Here is a 17449-nt window from a genome sequence, read left to right on the forward strand (position 1 = left end):
TTGCCCGGGAGCCTACATCACTTCAGGATTGGCGCTCGACCATCATCTGCTTGATCTTGCCGATCGCCGCCGCCGGGTTGAGGCCCTTCGGGCAGGTGCGCGAGCAATTCATGATGGTGTGGCAGCGATACAGCCGGAACGGATCCTCGAGGTTGTCCAGCCGCTCGCCGGTCGCCTCGTCGCGGCTATCGGCGATCCAGCGATAGGCTTGCAGCAGCACCGCCGGCCCGAGGTAGCGATCGCCGTTCCACCAGTAGGAGGGGCAGGCGGTGGAGCAGCAGAAGCAGAGGATGCATTCCCAGAGGCCGTCGAGCTGCGCCCGTTCCTCCTTCGACTGCCGGCGCTCGGCATCCGGCGGCGGCGGCGTCTCGGACTTCAGCCAGGGCTCGACGCTGCGGAGCTGGGCATAGAGCTGCGACAGGTCGGGCACGAGGTCCTTCACCACCGGCAGGTGCGGCAGCGGATGGATCTTCACCGAACCGACCGAATCCTCGATCGGCTTGAGGCAGGCCAGGGTATTCAGCCCGTCGATGTTCATCGAGCAGGAGCCGCAGATGCCCTCGCGGCAGGACCGCCGGAAGGTCAGCGTGGTGTCGACCTCATTCTTGATCTTGATGAGCGCGTCGAGGACCATCGGCCCGCACTTGTCGAGATCGATCTCATAGGTATCCGTCCGCGGATTCTCGCCGCTATCCGGATCCCAGCGGTAGATCTTGAAGGATTTGACGTTGGTCGCGCCGGCTTCGGCCTTGAAGGTCTTGCCCGGCTGGATGGTGGAATTCTTCGGTAGCGTGAAGGTGGCCATCTGCGGCTTCCCCAAGCGGGCCCGGTCGGGCCCGCGCTAAGACAACATTCTCGTTCGGACGAAAGCCGCGGCTAATACACGCGCGCCTTGGGCGGGAAGACCTGGACCTCGTTCGTCAGGGTCCGCATCTTCACGTCGCGGTAGTCGAGCTTGACGTCGCCATTCTCGCCGACCCAGGCCAGCGTGTGCTTCATCCAGTTCTGGTCGTCGCGCTCCGGATGATCCTCGTGGCTATGCGCGCCACGGCTCTCATGCCGGGCATCGGCGCCGACGATGGTGGTGATGGCATTGCCGATGAGGTTGTCCAGTTCCAGCGCCTCGACCAGGTCGCTGTTCCAGATCAGGCTGCGGTCGGCGATACGGATATCGCCGTAGCCGGCCTGCACCTTCTTCATCTTCTCCACACCCTCGCGCAGCAGGTCCGAGGTGCGGAACACCGCGGCATGGGTCTGCATTGTGCGCTGCATGTTGCCACGCAGGTCGGCGACAGAGGTGCTGCCCTTGGCGTTGCGGACGCGGTCGAAGCGGTCCAGCGACTTCTCCCCGGCGCCGGCCGGCAGCGGCGGCTGCGAGGCACCGGGCTTCAGCGTCTCCGCCGCCCGATGCGCCGCGGCGCGGCCGAAGACGACCAGGTCGAGCAGCGAGTTGGTGCCGAGCCGGTTGGCGCCATGCACCGAGACGCAGGCCGCCTCGCCCACCGCCATCAGCCCCTGGACCGTGCGGTCCTGGTCCTGCGCCGTCGGGTGCAGCACCTCGGTGTGGATGTTCGTCGGGATGCCGCCCATGTTGTAATGGACGGTGGGCAACATCGGGATCGGCTCCTTGGTCACGTCCACGCCGGCGAAGATCTTCGCCGTCTCGGAAATGCCCGGCAGCCGCTCATGCAGCAGGTCGGCGCCAAGGTGTTCCAGGTGCAGGTGGATATGGTCCTTCTGCGGCCCGACGCCCCGGCCCTCGCGGATCTCCATGCTCATCGCGCGGGAGACGACGTCGCGCGAGGCGAGGTCCTTCGCGGTCGGGGCATAGCGCTCCATGAAGCGCTCACCCTCGGAATTCGTCAGGTAGCCGCCCTCACCGCGGGCACCCTCCGTCACCAGGCAGCCGGAGCCATAGATGCCGGTCGGGTGGAACTGCACGAACTCGTTGTCCTGCAGCGGCAGGCCGGCGCGCAGCACCATGCCGCCACCATCGCCGGTGCAGGTATGGGCCGAGGTGCAGGAGAAATAGGCCCGGCCATAGCCGCCGGTCGCCAGCACCACGGACTGCGCGCGGAAGCGATGGATCGAGCCATCCTCGAGGCACCAGGCGGTGACGCCGCGGCAGACGCCTTCCTCATCCATGATGAGGTCGAGGGCGATGTACTCGACGAAGAATTCGCAGTTGTGCTTAAGCGACTGCTGAAAGAGCGTGTGCAGGATGGCATGGCCGGTACGGTCGGCCGCGGCGCAGGCGCGCATGGCCGGGGTCTTGCCGTAGTCCTGCATGTGGCCGCCGAAGGGCCGCTGGTAGATGCGGCCGTCCTCGGTGCGGCTGAAGGGCACGCCGTAGTGCTCCAGCTCGATGATCGCCGGGATCGCTTCGCGGCACATGTATTCGATGGCGTCCTGGTCGCCCAGCCAGTCCGACCCCTTCACGGTGTCGTACATGTGCCAGCGCCAGTCATCCTCGCCCATGTTGCCGAGCGCGGCGCCGACGCCGCCCTGGGCCGCGACGGTATGCGACCGGGTCGGGAAGACCTTGGTGATGCAGGCCGTCTTCAGGCCGGAGGCGCCCATCCCGAAGGTGGCGCGCAGCCCGGCCCCGCCGGCGCCGACGACGACGACGTCATAGGTATGATCCACGATCCGGTAGGCACCGCGGGACGGCATGGTGATCGCATTCATCGCATCGATCCGTTCATATCCAGGGGCACCCGTCAGACCGCGATCTTGAGGACCGCGAGCGCCGAGGCGAGCGCCAGCACCACACAGATGGCCTTGATTGCGAGAATGCCACCCATCTTGGCCCATTCCTTGTTCGCATAATCTTCCACGATCACCTGCAGGCCGGCGGCCATGTGGTGGAAGGTCAGGCCGATGGTCGCCAGCAGCAGCACCGCGTTCCAGGGCCGGCCGATCCAGGCCAGGGTGTCGATGTAGGACTCCCCGGCCAGGGAGGCGGCGGAGAGCGCGAACCAGATGGTCAGCGGCAGCAGCGATATCGAGGTGACGCGCTGCATCCACCAGTGATGCGTGCCGCCCTTGGCGGAGCCCAGGCCGCGGACCCGGCCGAGCGGGGACCGCAGCGTCGCTTCGCCGGTATGTTCGTTGGAGGCCATGATGTCGTTCCTCAGCCCCAGGAGATGATGGCGATGAGCCAGGTGAGCACCGTCGCCACGGCCGTGCCGATCAGCACCATCCGGCCGGTCCGGTAGGTGGTCGGGATGTCGTAGCCATAGCCCGCGTCCCAGCCGAGGTGGCGGAGGCCGTTCAGCGTATGGTACCAGGCCGCCGCGGTCAGCCCGAACAGGCCCAGCAGGCCGAGCCAGGACGACATGAACCACTGCACCCGGGCAAAGGCTTCCGGCCCGGCGGCGGCGGCGACCAGCCACCAGACCAGCAGCACCACGCCGAAGGACCAGGCGACGCCGGTGATGCGCCCCGCGATCGACAGGGCGCTGGTCAGCTGCATCATGTCGTAGACTTGCAGGTGCGGGGAAAGCGGCCGTTTCACGGCCGAGCCATCCGACCGGCGGCCGGCCATGGTCGCCTCGCGATTGTCCTTCATGATGGACATAGGGTGATCCACTCCGGGGGTGCGGGCGCCGCTTCGGCTGCAGCGCGCCTCGTCTGCGGGGGTTTTTATTGTGCCCTGCGGCATAGCGTCAATTGCACGGGGTCGCCGAAGGAAGACTCGCATGCCGGAGACTAGGAATGTTATCCTTTTCTCATGGCCGATTCACCCTCCTCCGACCCGCCCCGCCGGCCGCTGGCGCAGCGCCTGCAGCCTGTTGCCGACTTTCTGTACAAGCTTCTGGTCGCCAGCGCGGCGGCCATCGCAATCTGGAAAGGCCTCAGGTGAGCGACGTCAGACCCCCCAGGGTTCCCCGCCCGGCCTAGCTTGAAAGCTTCAGGCCCGCGACTCCGGCCAGGATCAGGGACAGGCAGAGGATGCGCGCCCCGGTCGCCGGATCGCCTTCCACCGCCATGCCCCAGATGGCGGTGCCGGCCGCGCCGATGCCGACCCAGATCGCATAGACCGTGCCCATCGGCAGCAACTGCAGCGCCCGGGACATGCAGTAGAAGCTGACCGCCATGGCGGAAACCGTCGCCAGGCTGGGCCAGATCCGGGTGAAGCCCTCGGTGTATTTCAGCAGCACCGCCCAGACGATCTCCAGGCTGCCGGCGATCGCCAGCCAGACCCATGCCATATCATTCGTACCCCGGCTTGACAGGCGCCCCCGGCCGGCGCGCCCTGGTCTCCACAGGAAGCGCATCGCAGGGCTCATGACCACCGCCATTCTCTTCGCCCTGCTCTGCAACCTGCTCTATGCCATCGGCTATGCCCTGGCGAAGTTGCTGGCCGCCGAGCTCGATCCGCTGGAAATCACCTTCCTCCGCAGCGCCCTGGTGCTCGCCGCCGCCGCCGGCCTTTCGTGGCGCCTGCCGGCCCCGGCCGCCGCCTGGGCCCATGCCGCGGCCCCACCCCGCGCCTGGGACCAGCGCCTGGCCGCCCTGGCGCTGATCGCCTCCACCACCATCAGCGTCTTCGGCTATGCGCTGCTGCCGGTGACGGAGGCCTCGGCGCTGGGCTTTTCCGGCCCCATCATCCTCACCGCCTGCGGCGCCCTGCTGCTGCGGGAGGCGGTCCCGCCGCGGCGCTGGCTGGCAGTCGGTCTGGGCTTCGCCGGCATGCTGGTGATGCTGCGGCCGGGCGGCAGCCTGTTTGGCTGGCCCTCCCTGGTGCCGATCGCCGCGGCGCTCTCCTATGCGCTCTATCAGGTCCTGGTCCGCCGGCTGCGCGGCGTGGCGGATGCCAACGACGCCCTGGTCCAGGGGGCCCTCGCCGGCGTGGTGCTGCTGGCGCTGCCCGCGCTGGTGGTCTGGCGCTGGCCCTCCTGGCCGGTGCTGGCGCTGGTGCTGGTCTTCACCGCGGTGCAGACGGCGGCCCTGGCCGCGCTCTCGGCCGCGGTGCAGCGGGCGGAGGTCTCGGCCATCGCCCCCTGGCACTATTCCCGGCTGGTCTTCGCCCTGGCGATGGACGCCATCCTGTTTGCCCGGCTGCCGCCGCTGGAGGCCCTGGCCGGCGCCCTGCTCATCGCCCTCGGCGGGCTGCTGCTGCGCCCGGCAAGACCCGCCGGATAGGGCCGCCTCACGCCGCGGGTTGCGGCTCGGGCGTGCCGAACTGGGTCCGGACCAGCCGGGCATAGAGGCCATCCTGGGCCATCAGCGCCGCATGGGTCCCCTGTTCCACCGCGCGGCCGGCCTGCATCACTACGATCCGGTCGGCATCCCGGACCGTCGCCAGCCGATGGGCAATAACCAGGGTGGTCCGTCCCTGCCGCAGCCGGGCCAGCGCGGCCTGGACCAGCGCCTCGTTCTCGGCATCCAGCGCGCTCGTCGCCTCGTCCAGTAGCAGCACCCGGGGGTCCCGCAGCAGCGCCCGGGCCAGCGCCACCCGCTGCTTCTGCCCGCCGGAAAGCCGCCCGCCGGCCGGGCCGAGCGGCGTCGCATAGCCCTGCGGCAGCGCGGCGATGAAGTCATGCGCGGCCGCCGCCCGCGCCGCATCCTCGACCTGCGCCTGAGTCGCGCCCGGCCGGCCGCAGGCGATATTGGCGAAGACGGTGTCGTCGAACATCACCGCATCCTGGCCGACATAGGCGATGGCATCGCGCAGGCTGGCGAGGGTCACGCCGCGCAGGTCGGCGCCATCCATCCGCACCGCGCCCGCGGTCGCGTCGTGCAGCCGCGGCACCAGCGCCAGCGCCGTGGACTTGCCCGCCCCGGAGGGCCCGACCAGCGCCACCGTCTCGCCCGGCTCGGCGGTGAAGCTGAGCCCTTCCAGCGCCGCCTCGGCAGTCCCCTCGTAGTGGAAGCCGACATCGGCGAATTCGACGCGGCCCCGCCCGGCCGGCAGCAGCTGCGCCCCCGGCGCATCCAGCACCCGCCGCGGCGTATCCATCACCGCGAAGACCCGCGACAGCCCGGCCAGCCCCTCCTGCAGGGCGGCGTTCAGCGAGCCCAGCGCCCGCACCGGGCGGGAGGCGATCAGCAGCGCCGCGACGAAGCCGGTGAACTCGCCGACCGTCCCCTGCCCCTGCGCCACCCGCCAGCCGACGAAGGCAAGCACCCCGGCGACGGCGATGCCGCCCAGCGCCTCCAGCATCGGGTCGAGGCTGGCCCGCGTCCGGGCGATGCCGAAAAGCGCCTCCCGCAATTGCGCGAAGGTCCGCCCGGCGCGGGCTTCCTCCTGCGCCTCCAGCCGATAGGCGCGCACGACCCGCGCCGCGCCGAAGCTCTCGGTCAGCTCGGCCGCGGTCTGGCCCATCCGTTCCTGCATGCCGCCCGAGGCGCGGCGGATGCGCTTGCCGAGCTTGAGGATGGGCACGATGGCGATGGGGTAGAGCACCGCCGCGATCAGCGACATCTGCCAGTCGAGCCAGACCATCGAGGCGATCAGCCCCACCACCGTCAGCACATCCGCCGCGCCGTTGATCGACTTGGTCAGCGCCTCCCGGATGGCGGAGGCATCGACCGTGAAGCGGCTGGCATGCCGGGCCGGGGCATCCCGCGTCATGCTGGCGAGGTCGGCCCGGGTCAGCGCCTGGAACAGGTCGCCTTGGATGCCCTCGATCACCCGCAGCACCACCGCCTGCACCGCGACCGCCTGGCCGTATTGCGCCAGCGCCTTCAGGCAGGTGACGACGATGATGACCGGCGGGATCAGCCAGGCGATCGAGGTATCGCCCGCCGAGAAGCGGTCGAAGCCCTGCTGGATGACGATGGGGTAGAGCGCCGTCAGCCCCGCCAGCGCCAGGGTGCAGACCACCGCGAGCGCAATGCCGCGGCGGTGCCGGGCGAGGTAGTCGCGCGCCAGCCGGGTGACGAGGATGCGGGAGGAGACAGGGTCGATGGCCATGCGGCGGGTTTAGCCGGATGGGCTGGCGCCGGCCAATTCCCGCAGCCGGCCGAGGCAGGCCGCATGATCCGCAGTACAGTCGGTGCCGATCCACCAGTCCCGCACCGCATCCAGCAACCGGCCGATCGCCGGCCCCGGCGGGATCCCGGCCGCGATGGCATCCCGGCCCAGCAGCGGGAATTCCACCGCCGGCTCGGCGCCCACCCTGGCGCGCAGCGCCGTCCAGCCCTCGCCGCCGCATTCCGCCTCGGCCACCCAGAGCGGCTCCTCCGGCGCCACCAGCCGGGAGCGCTGGCGGACGACGGCCCGCCAGGCGCGGAGGCCGAGGCCAGCCGGAGGCGCGCCCTCGATCCTGCGGATGACCCGCAGCCGCTCCGCCTCCTCGCCGGAAAGCTTCAGCCGCCGCGCCAGGGCCATCGCATCCACCGCCAGCGGCAGCAGCACCGCGAGGCGCAGCACCGGATCGGCCGGCACCTCCGGCCGCAGCCGCGGCAATGCCACCCCTTCCGGCAGCACCGCGTCCAGCACGCCGGTCTCGGCCATCAGCGCCAGCGCCGCGCCCGGGTCGGGTGCCGCCAGCAACCGCTTCAGCTCCATCCAGACCCGCTCGATCGAAAGCCGCGCCAGCCCCGGCACCGCATCCCGGATCGCCGCCACCGAAGCGGGATCCGGCGCGCCCCGGCCATAGCGCGCCTGGAAGCGGAAAAATCGCAGCGCCCTAAGATAATCTTCCTGTAGCCGAATTGCCGGCTCGCCGACGAATCGGACCTTCCCGGCCGCCAGATCCGCCCTTCCGCCGAAATAATCCCAGAGCTCGCCCGCGGCCGAGAGCGACATCGCATTGATGGTGAAGTCGCGCCGGGCCGCATCCTCCCGCCAATCCTCGGTCCAGGCGACCTCGGCATGGCGGCCATCGGTGACGAGATCCCGGCGCAGGCTCGTCACCTCGACCGGCTCATGCGCCAGCACGGCGGTCACGGTGCCATGCGCCAGGCCGGTCTCGAAGACCTTCAGCCCCGCCGCCGTCAGGCGCCGGGCGATCTCCTCGGGCGGCAGCGGCGCCGCCACGTCGACGTCATGCAGCGCCAGGCCCGCCAGCGCATCCCGCACCGCGCCGCCGACCGCCCGCGCCCCGGGCAGCGCCGCCAGCACCGCTGCCGGCGCACCCTGCAGCAGGACAGCGGGCGGGGCGATCCGCGCCACCGGCGGGTCGTCGCTCACTTCGGCGGCACCGTATGCCCAGGCACCACCCGGCCATCCGGCCCCACATGCGCCGGCACATAGATCGCTCCGGCCTCGATCCGGACCGACCGGGCATACCAGACCGCCCCGGCAATGCCGCAGCCGACCCCGGCCAGCAGCAGCCAGACCACGGCGCCGGCCACCTCCCGGCCGGGATTCAAGCGCTGCCAGAGCGCGAAGACGGCAAAGGGCGACAGGAACAGCAGGAATTCGAGCAGATAGGCCAAGGCACCTCCAGGGTCCGACGCATCGGATCAGCCGCGCAGCACCCGGGCCAGATTGACCAGGATCGCCGCGGTTGCGCCCCAGATGTAGTGTCGTTCATGCGGCCATACCCAGAATTCCCGGCGCTGCCCCTTCCATTCGCCGTGCCGCCGCATCGGCGCTTCCGGGTCGAGGATCAGCGACAGCGGGATCTCGAAGGGCTCCTCGACCTCGCCAGGTTCGGGGGTGAGCAGCAGAGGTGCCGGCACCAACCCGACCACGGGGATGATGCGATAGCCGGTCCCGGTCGCATGCTCGGGCAGCCGGCCCAGAAGCTCCGGCAGGCGAGGGTCGAGCCCGACTTCTTCCGCCGCTTCCCGCACCGCTGCCGCCTCAGGCGTCTCGCCAGCCTCGATCCGGCCACCGGGAAAGCTCACCTGGCCGCCATGCGCGGCAAGGCGGGAGGAGCGCAGGGTCAGCAGGATGGTGGGCTGCGGATGCAGCACGATCGGCACCAGCACCGCCGCCGCGATCATCCGTTCCGGCCGCAGCGCCTCGGCGCCATCGGCCTCGGTCGGCCCGGCCAGGGCCATGGCCGCCGGGTCGCGCAGCCGGTCGATAATCTCGGTGGGAGTCACGAGGGGCTGATCAGGCCGCGGTCACTCCGCGGCCGTATCCAGGGCCCGGGTCTCGTCGATGGGGAAGAAGACCCCTTCCGACCACACGCCCATCATCTCGCGCCCATCCACCATCTCGGTCTCGCCCAGCGCGACCAGCTCGTAGAAGACCGCCCGGTTGATCTTCGCCTCGAGCCCCGGCCGCACGGTGATATAGGGCCGCGGCTCGCGGGTCTTCGGGCAGAGATGGATGCGGATCGGATGCTCGGCATTGGCCGTCACGATCTCATCCAGGTTGGTGCGGAAGCTCAGGCACTGCCTCGGCTTGCCGTCGCCGCAGTCGCAGTGCTTCCAGCACATCTCGACGGCGACGAAGGGCGCATCCTCCACCTCGATCCGGCCGCGTTCCACCGGCGTCTCCAGCCAGTAGCTGCCGTCGGGCTCCCGTCGCAGGACGCTGGCGAACAGGCAGACCAGCTCCTTCCGGTTGATCGCGCTGCCCTGGTAGTACCAGGTGCCGTTGCGGTCGATCCGCATCTGGAAGTCCTGCGGCTGCGGCCTCGGCCGCGCCTTGCTACGAGCCGGCACGCCGGCGCGCCCGTCGCATCCGTGCACGGCGGTCTGGCCGATCAATCCGTCCTGCATGCCGCGCTCCCCTTCGCCTGGCCGATTCCGCACATCTGCCATGGTCCATTCACTGCCGAAGGTCATTCACTGCTTTGTCCACGCCTTGCGACGCCATAGGCTGGCCCAAACATCTTCCCGGATAATGTCGCCGGGTGCGCCTCGCCGCGGATGGGCGGTGAGCCATCTCGTCATCGATGCGCCGAAAGCCATATAGGGATCATGCCTGGGATGATTGAAGTGGCGGACGCAGCATTGAGCAATAATGACCCTTCGGCCATGGTTGCCGAGGTCGAGCAACTTGGTGATCGGCTGCGGCAGGTCCGCAATTCTGTCGGCAATGTAATCTTCGGCCAGGAAGCGGTGGTCGAGCACACGCTCATCACCTTGCTCTCCGGCGGCCATGCCCTGCTGGTCGGCGTCCCCGGTCTCGGCAAGACCAAGTTGGTCGAGACCCTCGGCGCGGTGCTCGGCCTTGATGCCAAGCGGGTGCAATTCACCCCGGACTTGATGCCGGCGGATATCATCGGCTCCGAGGTGCTGGAGGAAGCGCCGGGCGAGGATGGCCGCGGCAAGCGCGCCTTCCGCTTCCTGCCCGGCCCGGTCTTCTGCCAGCTGCTGATGGCCGACGAGATCAACCGCGCCAGCCCGCGCACCCAATCCGCCCTGCTCCAGGCCATGCAGGAACATCGCGTCGCCGTCGCCGGCCAGGTCCATCCGCTGCCCGGCCCGTTCCATGTCCTGGCGACGCAGAACCCGATCGAGCAGGAGGGCACCTACCCCCTGCCGGAGGCCCAGCTCGACCGCTTCCTGCTGGAGGTCGAGGTCGGCTACCCGGACGAGGCCGCCGAGCGCGCCATGCTGCTGGCGACCACCGGCGCGCGGGAGGCCCGGCCCATCCAGGCCCTGAACGGGGCCGAGCTGATGGCCGCCCAGGCCCTCATCCGCCGCATCCCGGTCGGCGAGAGCGTGCTGGATGCCATCATGAAGTTGGTCCGCGGCGCCCGGCCGGAAACCTCCCCGATCGAGTCCATCCGCCGCCAGCTCGCCTGGGGCCCCGGCCCGCGCGCCGCCCAGGCGCTGATGCTGGCGACCCGCGCCCGCGCCGTGCTGGACGGCCGCCTCGCCCCCTCGGTCGAGGATGTGCTGGCCCTGGCCGAGCCGGTGCTGCGCCACCGCATGGCCCTGACCTTCTCCGCCCGCGCCGATGGCGTGGCGCTGGCCGATGTCATCGCCACCCTGAAGGGCCAGATCGCCTGACCGCGGCGCGGACCCTCCGCGCCGAAGCCCTCGGCGCCCGCCTGCCGCCCCTCGTCGTCGCCGCCGACCGGGTGGCCGCGACGGTCCTGCAGGGCGTCCATGGCCGCCGCCGCGCCGGCCAGGGCGATTCCTTCTGGCAATTCCGTCCCTTCCTGGCCGGCGACAGCGCGACCCGCATCGACTGGCGGCAGAGCGCCAAGTCGGACCGCCTCTTCATCCGGGAAACCGAATGGGAAGCGGCCCAGACCGTGGCCCTCTGGTCCGACGCCTCCCGCTCGATGGAATGGACCGCCTCGCCGGAGCGGCCCTCCAAGCGGGAACGCGCCGACCTGCTGCTGGCCGCCCTCGCCTCGCTGGTGTTGCGCGGCGGGGAGCGGGTGCGGCTGATCGGCGGCTCCGGCCGCAGCCATGCCGGCCGCGCCGGCCTCACCTCCCTGGTCGAGACCGTCACCGCCGTCAGCAAGTCGCGCTCGCTGCCGCCCAACGACCCCAGCCTGCCCCGCCATGCCCGTGCCGTGCTGATCGGCGACTTCCTGGCGCCGCTGGAGGAGATCCATCAGGCCATCGCCGCCCTGGCGGCCCGCCCGGTGCGGGGCCATATCCTCCAGGTGCTCGACCCCGAGGAAGAAACCCTGGGCGAGAGCAACCGCGCCTATAGCGGCCGCGTCCTGTTCGAATGGGCCGGCGATGCCGCGGTCCTGGTGCCGCGGGTCGAGGCGGTGCGGGGCCTTTATGCCGAAAGGCTGCAGCAGCACCGGGCCGGGGTCGCCGCCATCGCCGCCGCCGCCGGCTGGGGCTTCCTGACCCACCGGACCGACCAACCGGCGGCACAGGCCTTGCTGGCTTTGTGGCAGGCCCTCGCACCGGACTGAAGGGGCACCAGATGGTCGATGTGACGCAGAGGCCCGCCCCATGAGATCCCCATGCTGAGCCTCGGACCCATCGCCTTTGCCGCCCCCTGGCTGTTGCTAGCGCTGCCGGCCCTGCCGGTGCTGTGGTGGCTGCTCCGGGTCACCCCGCCGGCGCCGCGCCGCATCGCCTTCCCCGCGCTGCGCCTGCTGCGCAACCTCCCGGTCTCCGAGGAAACCCCCTCCCGCACCCCCTGGTGGCTGCTGCTGCTGCGGATGGTGGCCGCCGCCCTGCTCATCTTCGGTTTGGCCCAGCCCGTGCTCGGCCCCGGTGCCAGCGCCGGCGGCGAAGGCCCGCTGCTGCTGGTGGTCGACGACGGCTGGGCCGCCGGCCCCGACTGGCCCGCCCGCATGGCTGCCGCCACCGGCGCGCTGGAACGCGCCGGGCGCGAGGGCCGCCGCGCCGCCCTGCTCGCCACCGCCCCCTCCGAGACCGCCGAGCCGCCCCGGGTCCTCGGCCCGATGCCGGCCGAGGACCTCCGCTCCCGCCTCGCCGCCCTGCGTCCCAAGCCCTGGGCACCGGACCACGCCGCCGCCCTGGCCGCCCTGCAGGCCTGGCGCGGCGCCAATCCGGGCGGCTTCGCCAGCCTGCTGGTCAGCGACGGCATCGAACATGCGGCAGAATCGGCCGGCCCGTTGCAGGCCGCGCTGGCCGCCGCCGGCCCGCTGACCCTGGCGCGGACGGAAGCGCGAGCGGTGCGGCTCCTGCCGCCGCCGGTGGCAGAAGCCGATCGCCTCCGCCTCAAGCTCCAGCAACTGCCGCTGCCGGTGGCGACCGAGGCCGCCGTCCTGGCCCGCACCGGCGATGGCCGTGCCCTGGCCCGCGCCGCCATCGCCATCCCCGCCGGCGCCACCCAGGGCGAGGCCGCCCTCGAACTCCCCATCGAGATCCGCAATCAGGTGGTCCGGCTGGAGCTGGAGAACGAGACCGGCGCCGGCAGCACCGTCCTGCTGGACGAGCGCTTCCGCCGCCGCCCGGTCGGCCTGCTGCCGGGGATCGAGGAGAGTGCCGACGCACCGCTGATCGGCGATCTCTTCTACCTCGACCGCGCCCTCGGCCCCTTCACCGAGCTGCGCCGCGGCCCGCTCGACCGCCTGCTGGCGCGCCCCATCGCCGTCCTCGCCCTGGCCGACCGCCCGGTGGCGGAAGGTGCCGAACGCGAGCAGCTCACCCGCTGGGTGGAGCGCGGCGGCACGCTCATCCGCTTCGCCGGCCCCCGCATCGCCGAGCATGCCGATACCCTGCTGCCGGTGCCGCTGCGGGCCGAACGCCAGCTCGGCGGCTCGCTCTCGTGGGAACAGCCGCAGCACCTCGCCCCCTTCCCGGAAACCTCGCCCTTCGCCGGCCTCGCCGTCCCGGCCGAGGTCACCGTCGAGCGCCAGGTGCTGGCCGAGCCCTCCCCCCGCCTCACCGAACGCACCTGGGCCCGGCTGACCGACGGCACCCCGCTGGTCACCGCCGAGGCCCGTGGCCAGGGGCGGGTCGTGCTGTTCCATGTCACCGCCAATGCCGAATGGTCGAACCTGCCGCTCTCCGGCCTCTTCGTGCAGATGCTGCGGCGGATCGTGGCGCTCTCCGCCGGCATCGCCGGGGCGGAGGGCGAGGCGCCGCTGGCGCCGCTCGAGACGCTGGATGGCTTCGGCCGCCTCGGCCCCGCCCCGCCCGCCGCCGCCGCGGTCCCGGCGGCGCAGATCGAGACGATCCTGCCCTCCCCACGCCATCCGCCCGGCTGGTACGGCACGCCGGGCCAGGATCCGGCCGCGCTGGCCTATCGCCGGGCGTTGAACCTCGGCGGCGCCATCGCGGCGCTGCGGGCGGCACCCCCGCCGCCGGCCGGCACCACGATGCTGGCCATCGGCGGCGTCCCGGCCGAGCGCGACCTCGGCCCCTGGCTGCTGGCCGGCGCGCTGCTGCTGCTGGCCGCCGACCTGCTGATCGGCCTCAGGCTGCGCGGCCTGCTGCGTCCAGCCTTCGCGGTCCTGGCGCTGCTGCTGGTGGTGCAGCCCGCCGCGGCCCAGGCACCTGCCGACCCGGCCCTGGCCACCCGCCTCGCCTATGTCAGCACCGGCGATGCCGGCCTGGACGAGACCCAGCGCATGGGCCTCGTCGGCCTCTCCGACTTCATCAACCGCCGCTCCGCCGCTGCCCTGGCCGACCCCGCCGCCGTCACCCCCGGCACCGACGACCTGTCGCTGTTCCCGCTGCTCTACTGGGTCGTCACCGGCGAGGCGCCGCAGCCGGATACCCAGACCGTCGCCGCGCTGAACAGCTTCATGCGCAACGGCGGGATCATCCTGTTCGATACCCGCGACGAGGGCTCGGGCGAGGGCTTCGCCCCCGGCGCCCGCGCCGCGCTGCGCCGGGTGACGCGCGACCTCGCCATCCCGCCGCTGGCGCCGATCGGCGAGGACCATGTGCTCAAGCGGTCCTTCTACCTGCTGCCGGAACTGCCCGGCCGCTTCGCCGGCGGCCAGGTCTGGGTGGCGCGCGACCAGGACCGGGCCAACGACAGCGTCTCGCCCGTCATCATCGGCGGGCATGACTGGGCCAGTGCCTGGGCGGTCGATGCCCGCGGCCAGAATCCCTTCGCCGCCATCCCCGGCGGCACGCGGCAACGGACGCTCGCCTATCGTTTCGGGATGAACCTCGTGATGTACGCCCTCACCGGCAACTACAAGGGCGACCAGGTCCATGTCCCCGCCATCCTGGAAAGGCTGGGCAACTGATGACCCAGGCCCTTTCGGGAATCGACTTCGCCCCGGTCCTGCCGCTCTGGCTGATCACCGCGTTGGGCGTCGTCGCGGTGCTGGCGCTGGTGCCCGCCTTCCTTCGCCGCGCCCGCGGCGCCACGCTGCGCCTGCTGGTCTTCGCCCTGCTGCTGCTGGCGCTGGCCAATCCCCGGCTGGTAGAGGAAACCCGCGAAACCCGCCCCGACATCGCCCTGCTGGTGGTGGACCGCAGCGACAGCGCCCGCATCGGCACCCGCACCGCGCAGCTCGACGCCGCCCGCGCCGCGATCGAGGCCCGCGCCGCCCGGCTCTCCGACCTCGAGCTCCGCACCATCGAGGTGCCCGAAGGCGGCAACCAGGGCACCCGCCTCTTCACCGCCACCGAACGCGCCCTGGCCGAGATCCCCCGCGCCCGCCTGGCCGGCGTCATCGCCCTGACCGATGGCCAGGTGCACGACGTCCCCGCCCAGGCCCCCATCGCCGCGCCCTTCCATACCCTGCTGCCCGGCAGCCCCGGCGAGACCGACCGGCGGCTCCGCGTCGTGGAGGCGCCCGGCTTCGGCATCGTCGGCCGGTCGGTCGAGCTGCGTGTCGCCATCGACGATCTCGGCGCGAACGGTGGCGGCGCCGCCCGCCTGTCCATCCGCCGCGACGGCGCGCCGCCCCGGATCGAGAGCGTGCCGGTCGGCCGCGAGCACCGCATCGCCATACCCATCGAGCGCGGCGGCCCCACCGTGGTCGAGCTCGCCGCCGAGGCCCGGCCCGGCGAGGTCTCCGAGCTCAACAACCGCGCCGTCGTCACCATCACCGGCGTGCGGGACCGCCTCCGCGTCCTGCTGGTCAGCGGCGAGCCGCATGCCGGGGAGCGCACCTGGCGCCGCCTGCTGAAGGCCGATCCCGGCGTGGACCTGGTGCATTTCACCATCCTCCGCCCGCCGGAGAAGGACGACCTGACCCCGCTGAACGAGCTGGCGCTGATCGCCTTCCCGGTGCGCGAGCTGTTCCAGGTGAAGCTGCGGGAATTCGACCTGGTGGTCTTCGATCGCTTCGCCAATCGCGGCATCCTGCCGCCCGCCTATCTCCGCAACATCGCCGACTACGTCCGCGGCGGCGGCGCCCTGCTGCTCTCGGTCGGCCCGGAATTCGCCGGCCCGACCAGCCTGGCCAGCACGCCGCTCGGCGCCGTGCTGCCCGCCCGCCCCGTCGCCGGCGCCGGCCAGTCCGCCGCGGCGGAAGGCGCCTTCCGCCCCCGCGTCACGGCGCTGGGCGCCCGCCACCCGGTCACCGAAGGCCTCACCGGCGCCAATCCCAACGAGCAATCCGAGGCGAGCTGGGGCCGTTGGTACCGTAGCATGCGGGCCGATGCCCGCAGCGGTGCGACGGTGATGGAAGCCGCCGGCGGCGCCCCGCTGATGGTGCTGGACCGGGTCGGCGACGGCCGCGTCGCGCTGCTGCTCTCGGACCACATCTGGCTCTGGTCGCGCGGCCATGACGGCGGCGGCCCGCAGGCGGAACTCCTGCGCCGGGCCGCGCATTGGCTGATGCGCGAACCCGAGCTGGAGGAGGAAGACCTGACCGCCCGCATCGAAGCCGGCCAGATGACCGTCCAGCGGCGCAGCGTCGAACCCGGCCCGCCGCCCGAGATCACCGTCACCGCGCCCGATGGCACCGCCCGCCGCCGCCCGCTCGAGGCTGGTGCCGGCGGCCATGCCATGGCCCGGTTGCCCGCCGACCAGCCCGGCGTCTGGCAGGTCTCGGATGGCCGCCGCACTGCCTTCGCCGCCGCCGCCGCCGCCAATCCGCCGGAAGTGGCCGACCTGCGCGCCGACCCGGGCCGTCTCGCCCCCATCATGGCGGCGACCGGCGGCGCCGCCCGCTGGCTCGGCACCGGCGCGGAACCGGCGCTGCCGGAGTTGCGCCGCACGGCGCCCGGCCGCGATATCCAGGGCGGCGATGCCCGCAGCGGCTGGATCGGCCTGCGCCGCAACGGCGACCATACCGTCACCGGCATCGCCGCCATGCCACTGCTGCCGCCCTGGCTGGCCCTGCCGCTGGTGCTCGGCCTCGCCATCCTCGGCTGGCGGCGGGAGGGCCGCTGATGCGCCGCCTTCTCCCCCTGCTGCTGCTCGCCGGCTGCGCCACCGGCCCGGGGATCGAGGCCCGCCTCGCCCCGCTCGTCGGCAGCAGCGAGGCCGCCCTGGTCGAGGCCCTCGGCGTGCCGACCCGCACGCATGAGGCCGGCGGCCTGCGCTTCCTGCAATACGAGGAACGCCGCGAGGTCCTGCATCAGCTCGACCCCTATGTCGGGCGTCCCTTCGGCCGCTTCGCACCCTATCCCCTGGCCGGCCCGGTGCTGCTGACGCGGCGCTGCGACATCACCTTCACCCTGCGGGAAGCCCGGGTGGAGAGCTACACCCTCCGCGGCGACGATTGCCGCTGAGGCCGGGCGCAGAAGCTGGCCGCAGCGCGCGCGGCGGGCTAGGCTCCCGCCCATGCTCCGCACCATCCGCGTCCTCCCGCCCCTCGCCCTGCTCGCCGCCGTCCTGCTGCCGGTGCCGGAAGCCGCCGCACAGTTCCGCGGCGGCGGTGGCGGCACCCGCGCCCCCGCCGCCGCCGAGCCGGCACGGCCACCGCCGGCCGCCCTGCCCGGGCTCCAGTACCGCCGCGCGCCGGAACCGATCCCGGCCGACCCGACGCAGAACCTGGCCCCCAATGCCGCGCTGTTTGACGCCATCAACCGCGGCGACCTGCGCGCCGCGCGGGAAGCCGTCAGCCGCGGCGCGGATATCGAGTCCCGCAACGTCCTCGGCCTGACGCCGGTGGATGCCGCGGTCGACCAGGGCCGCAACGAGATCATGTTCTTCCTGCTTTCGGTCCGGGCCGGCAGCGGCCACGGCGGCCCGCCCCCGGCGGCCGAGCCGGCGGCCCGGACCGAAAGCCGG

The 17449-nt window shown here is 72.1% G+C and carries 17 protein-coding genes and 1 pseudogene; 8 read left to right on the forward strand and 10 right to left on the reverse strand.

Going from position 1 to position 17449, the window contains the following annotated elements; genetic code table 11:
* Window positions 1-22 precede the first annotated feature (22 nt).
* From AC0IW9_RS06515 to sdhC, 4 genes are all read right to left on the reverse strand, one after another.
* Entirely contained in the window at window positions 23-805 is a 783-nt protein-coding gene (locus AC0IW9_RS06515; RefSeq protein WP_471647399.1) for a succinate dehydrogenase iron-sulfur subunit, read from the reverse strand.
* 71 nt (window positions 806-876) lie between these two features.
* Window positions 877-2688 carry a succinate dehydrogenase flavoprotein subunit gene (gene sdhA / locus AC0IW9_RS06520; protein WP_471647400.1) on the reverse strand — a complete coding sequence of 604 codons (1812 nt, stop codon included), beginning with the start codon at window positions 2686-2688 and terminating at the stop codon, window positions 877-879.
* A gap of 32 nt (window positions 2689-2720) precedes the next feature.
* Window positions 2721-3122: a succinate dehydrogenase, hydrophobic membrane anchor protein gene (sdhD, locus tag AC0IW9_RS06525; protein ID WP_471647401.1), complete on the reverse strand. Its 402-nt coding sequence runs from the start codon at window positions 3120-3122 to the stop codon at window positions 2721-2723.
* Window positions 3123-3133: 11 nt separating this feature from the next.
* A complete protein-coding gene (gene sdhC / locus AC0IW9_RS06530) occupies window positions 3134-3571 on the reverse strand; it encodes a succinate dehydrogenase, cytochrome b556 subunit (protein ID WP_471647402.1) in 438 nt (145 codons plus the stop codon).
* A gap of 162 nt (window positions 3572-3733) precedes the next feature.
* On the opposite strand from sdhC, the gene AC0IW9_RS06535 reads away from it, so the two are divergent.
* Window positions 3734-3865, forward strand: a complete 132-nt coding sequence (locus AC0IW9_RS06535; protein WP_471647403.1) for a hypothetical protein — start codon at window positions 3734-3736, stop codon at window positions 3863-3865.
* A gap of 34 nt (window positions 3866-3899) precedes the next feature.
* Here AC0IW9_RS06535 and AC0IW9_RS06540 read toward each other — a convergent pair whose 3' ends face one another.
* Window positions 3900-4214 carry a DMT family transporter gene (locus AC0IW9_RS06540; RefSeq protein ID WP_471647404.1) on the reverse strand — a complete coding sequence of 105 codons (315 nt, stop codon included), beginning with the start codon at window positions 4212-4214 and terminating at the stop codon, window positions 3900-3902.
* A gap of 76 nt (window positions 4215-4290) precedes the next feature.
* On the opposite strand from AC0IW9_RS06540, the gene AC0IW9_RS06545 reads away from it, so the two are divergent.
* Entirely contained in the window at window positions 4291-5148 is an 858-nt protein-coding gene (locus AC0IW9_RS06545; RefSeq protein WP_471647405.1) for a DMT family transporter, read from the forward strand.
* Window positions 5149-5155: 7 nt separating this feature from the next.
* Here the strand turns inward: AC0IW9_RS06545 and AC0IW9_RS06550 are convergent, their stop codons facing one another.
* From AC0IW9_RS06550 to AC0IW9_RS06570, 5 genes are read right to left on the reverse strand one after another with little or no spacing between them, the layout of a single operon-like run.
* Window positions 5156-6922 carry an ABC transporter ATP-binding protein gene (locus AC0IW9_RS06550; RefSeq protein WP_471647406.1) on the reverse strand — a complete coding sequence of 589 codons (1767 nt, stop codon included), beginning with the start codon at window positions 6920-6922 and terminating at the stop codon, window positions 5156-5158.
* Between the two features lie 9 nt (window positions 6923-6931).
* On the reverse strand, window positions 6932-8143 hold the full coding sequence (locus AC0IW9_RS06555) for a CCA tRNA nucleotidyltransferase (RefSeq protein WP_471647407.1): 1212 nt from the start codon (window positions 8141-8143) through the stop codon (window positions 6932-6934).
* Window positions 8140-8391, reverse strand: a complete 252-nt coding sequence (locus AC0IW9_RS06560; protein WP_471647408.1) for a hypothetical protein — start codon at window positions 8389-8391, stop codon at window positions 8140-8142. Before AC0IW9_RS06560 ends, AC0IW9_RS06555 begins: the two co-directional genes overlap by 4 nt.
* A 27-nt stretch (window positions 8392-8418) precedes the next feature.
* Window positions 8419-9006, reverse strand: a complete 588-nt coding sequence (locus AC0IW9_RS06565; RefSeq protein ID WP_471647409.1) for a CoA pyrophosphatase — start codon at window positions 9004-9006, stop codon at window positions 8419-8421.
* A 21-nt stretch (window positions 9007-9027) separates the two neighbouring features.
* The gene (locus AC0IW9_RS06570; RefSeq protein WP_471647410.1) at window positions 9028-9630 is read right to left on the reverse strand and encodes a DUF1285 domain-containing protein; all 603 of its coding nucleotides are present in this window, start codon (window positions 9628-9630) and stop codon (window positions 9028-9030) included.
* Between the two features lie 210 nt (window positions 9631-9840).
* Between AC0IW9_RS06570 and AC0IW9_RS06575 the strand changes: the two genes are divergently transcribed.
* From AC0IW9_RS06575 to AC0IW9_RS06600, 6 genes and pseudogenes are all read left to right on the forward strand, one after another.
* Window positions 9841-10869 carry an AAA family ATPase gene (locus AC0IW9_RS06575; protein ID WP_471647411.1) on the forward strand — a complete coding sequence of 343 codons (1029 nt, stop codon included), beginning with the start codon at window positions 9841-9843 and terminating at the stop codon, window positions 10867-10869.
* Between the two features lie 71 nt (window positions 10870-10940).
* On the forward strand, window positions 10941-11741 hold the full coding sequence (locus tag AC0IW9_RS06580; protein ID WP_471647412.1) for a DUF58 domain-containing protein: 801 nt from the start codon (window positions 10941-10943) through the stop codon (window positions 11739-11741).
* A gap of 51 nt (window positions 11742-11792) precedes the next feature.
* A complete protein-coding gene (locus AC0IW9_RS06585) occupies window positions 11793-14504 on the forward strand; it encodes a DUF4159 domain-containing protein (RefSeq protein ID WP_471647413.1) in 2712 nt (903 codons plus the stop codon).
* Window positions 14504-16606, forward strand: coding sequence for a hypothetical protein (locus AC0IW9_RS06590; protein WP_471647414.1), 2103 nt, complete (start codon window positions 14504-14506; stop codon window positions 16604-16606). The genes AC0IW9_RS06585 and AC0IW9_RS06590 overlap by 1 nt, the downstream gene beginning before the upstream one ends.
* Window positions 16606-16947, forward strand: a complete 342-nt coding sequence (locus tag AC0IW9_RS06595; RefSeq protein WP_471647415.1) for a hypothetical protein — start codon at window positions 16606-16608, stop codon at window positions 16945-16947. Before AC0IW9_RS06590 ends, AC0IW9_RS06595 begins: the two co-directional genes overlap by 1 nt.
* Before the next feature lie 52 nt (window positions 16948-16999).
* Window positions 17000-17449 (forward strand): annotated as a pseudogene (locus AC0IW9_RS06600) (hypothetical protein); the annotation flags it as partial.

The organism is Belnapia sp. AC561 (genome assembly GCF_979252845.1).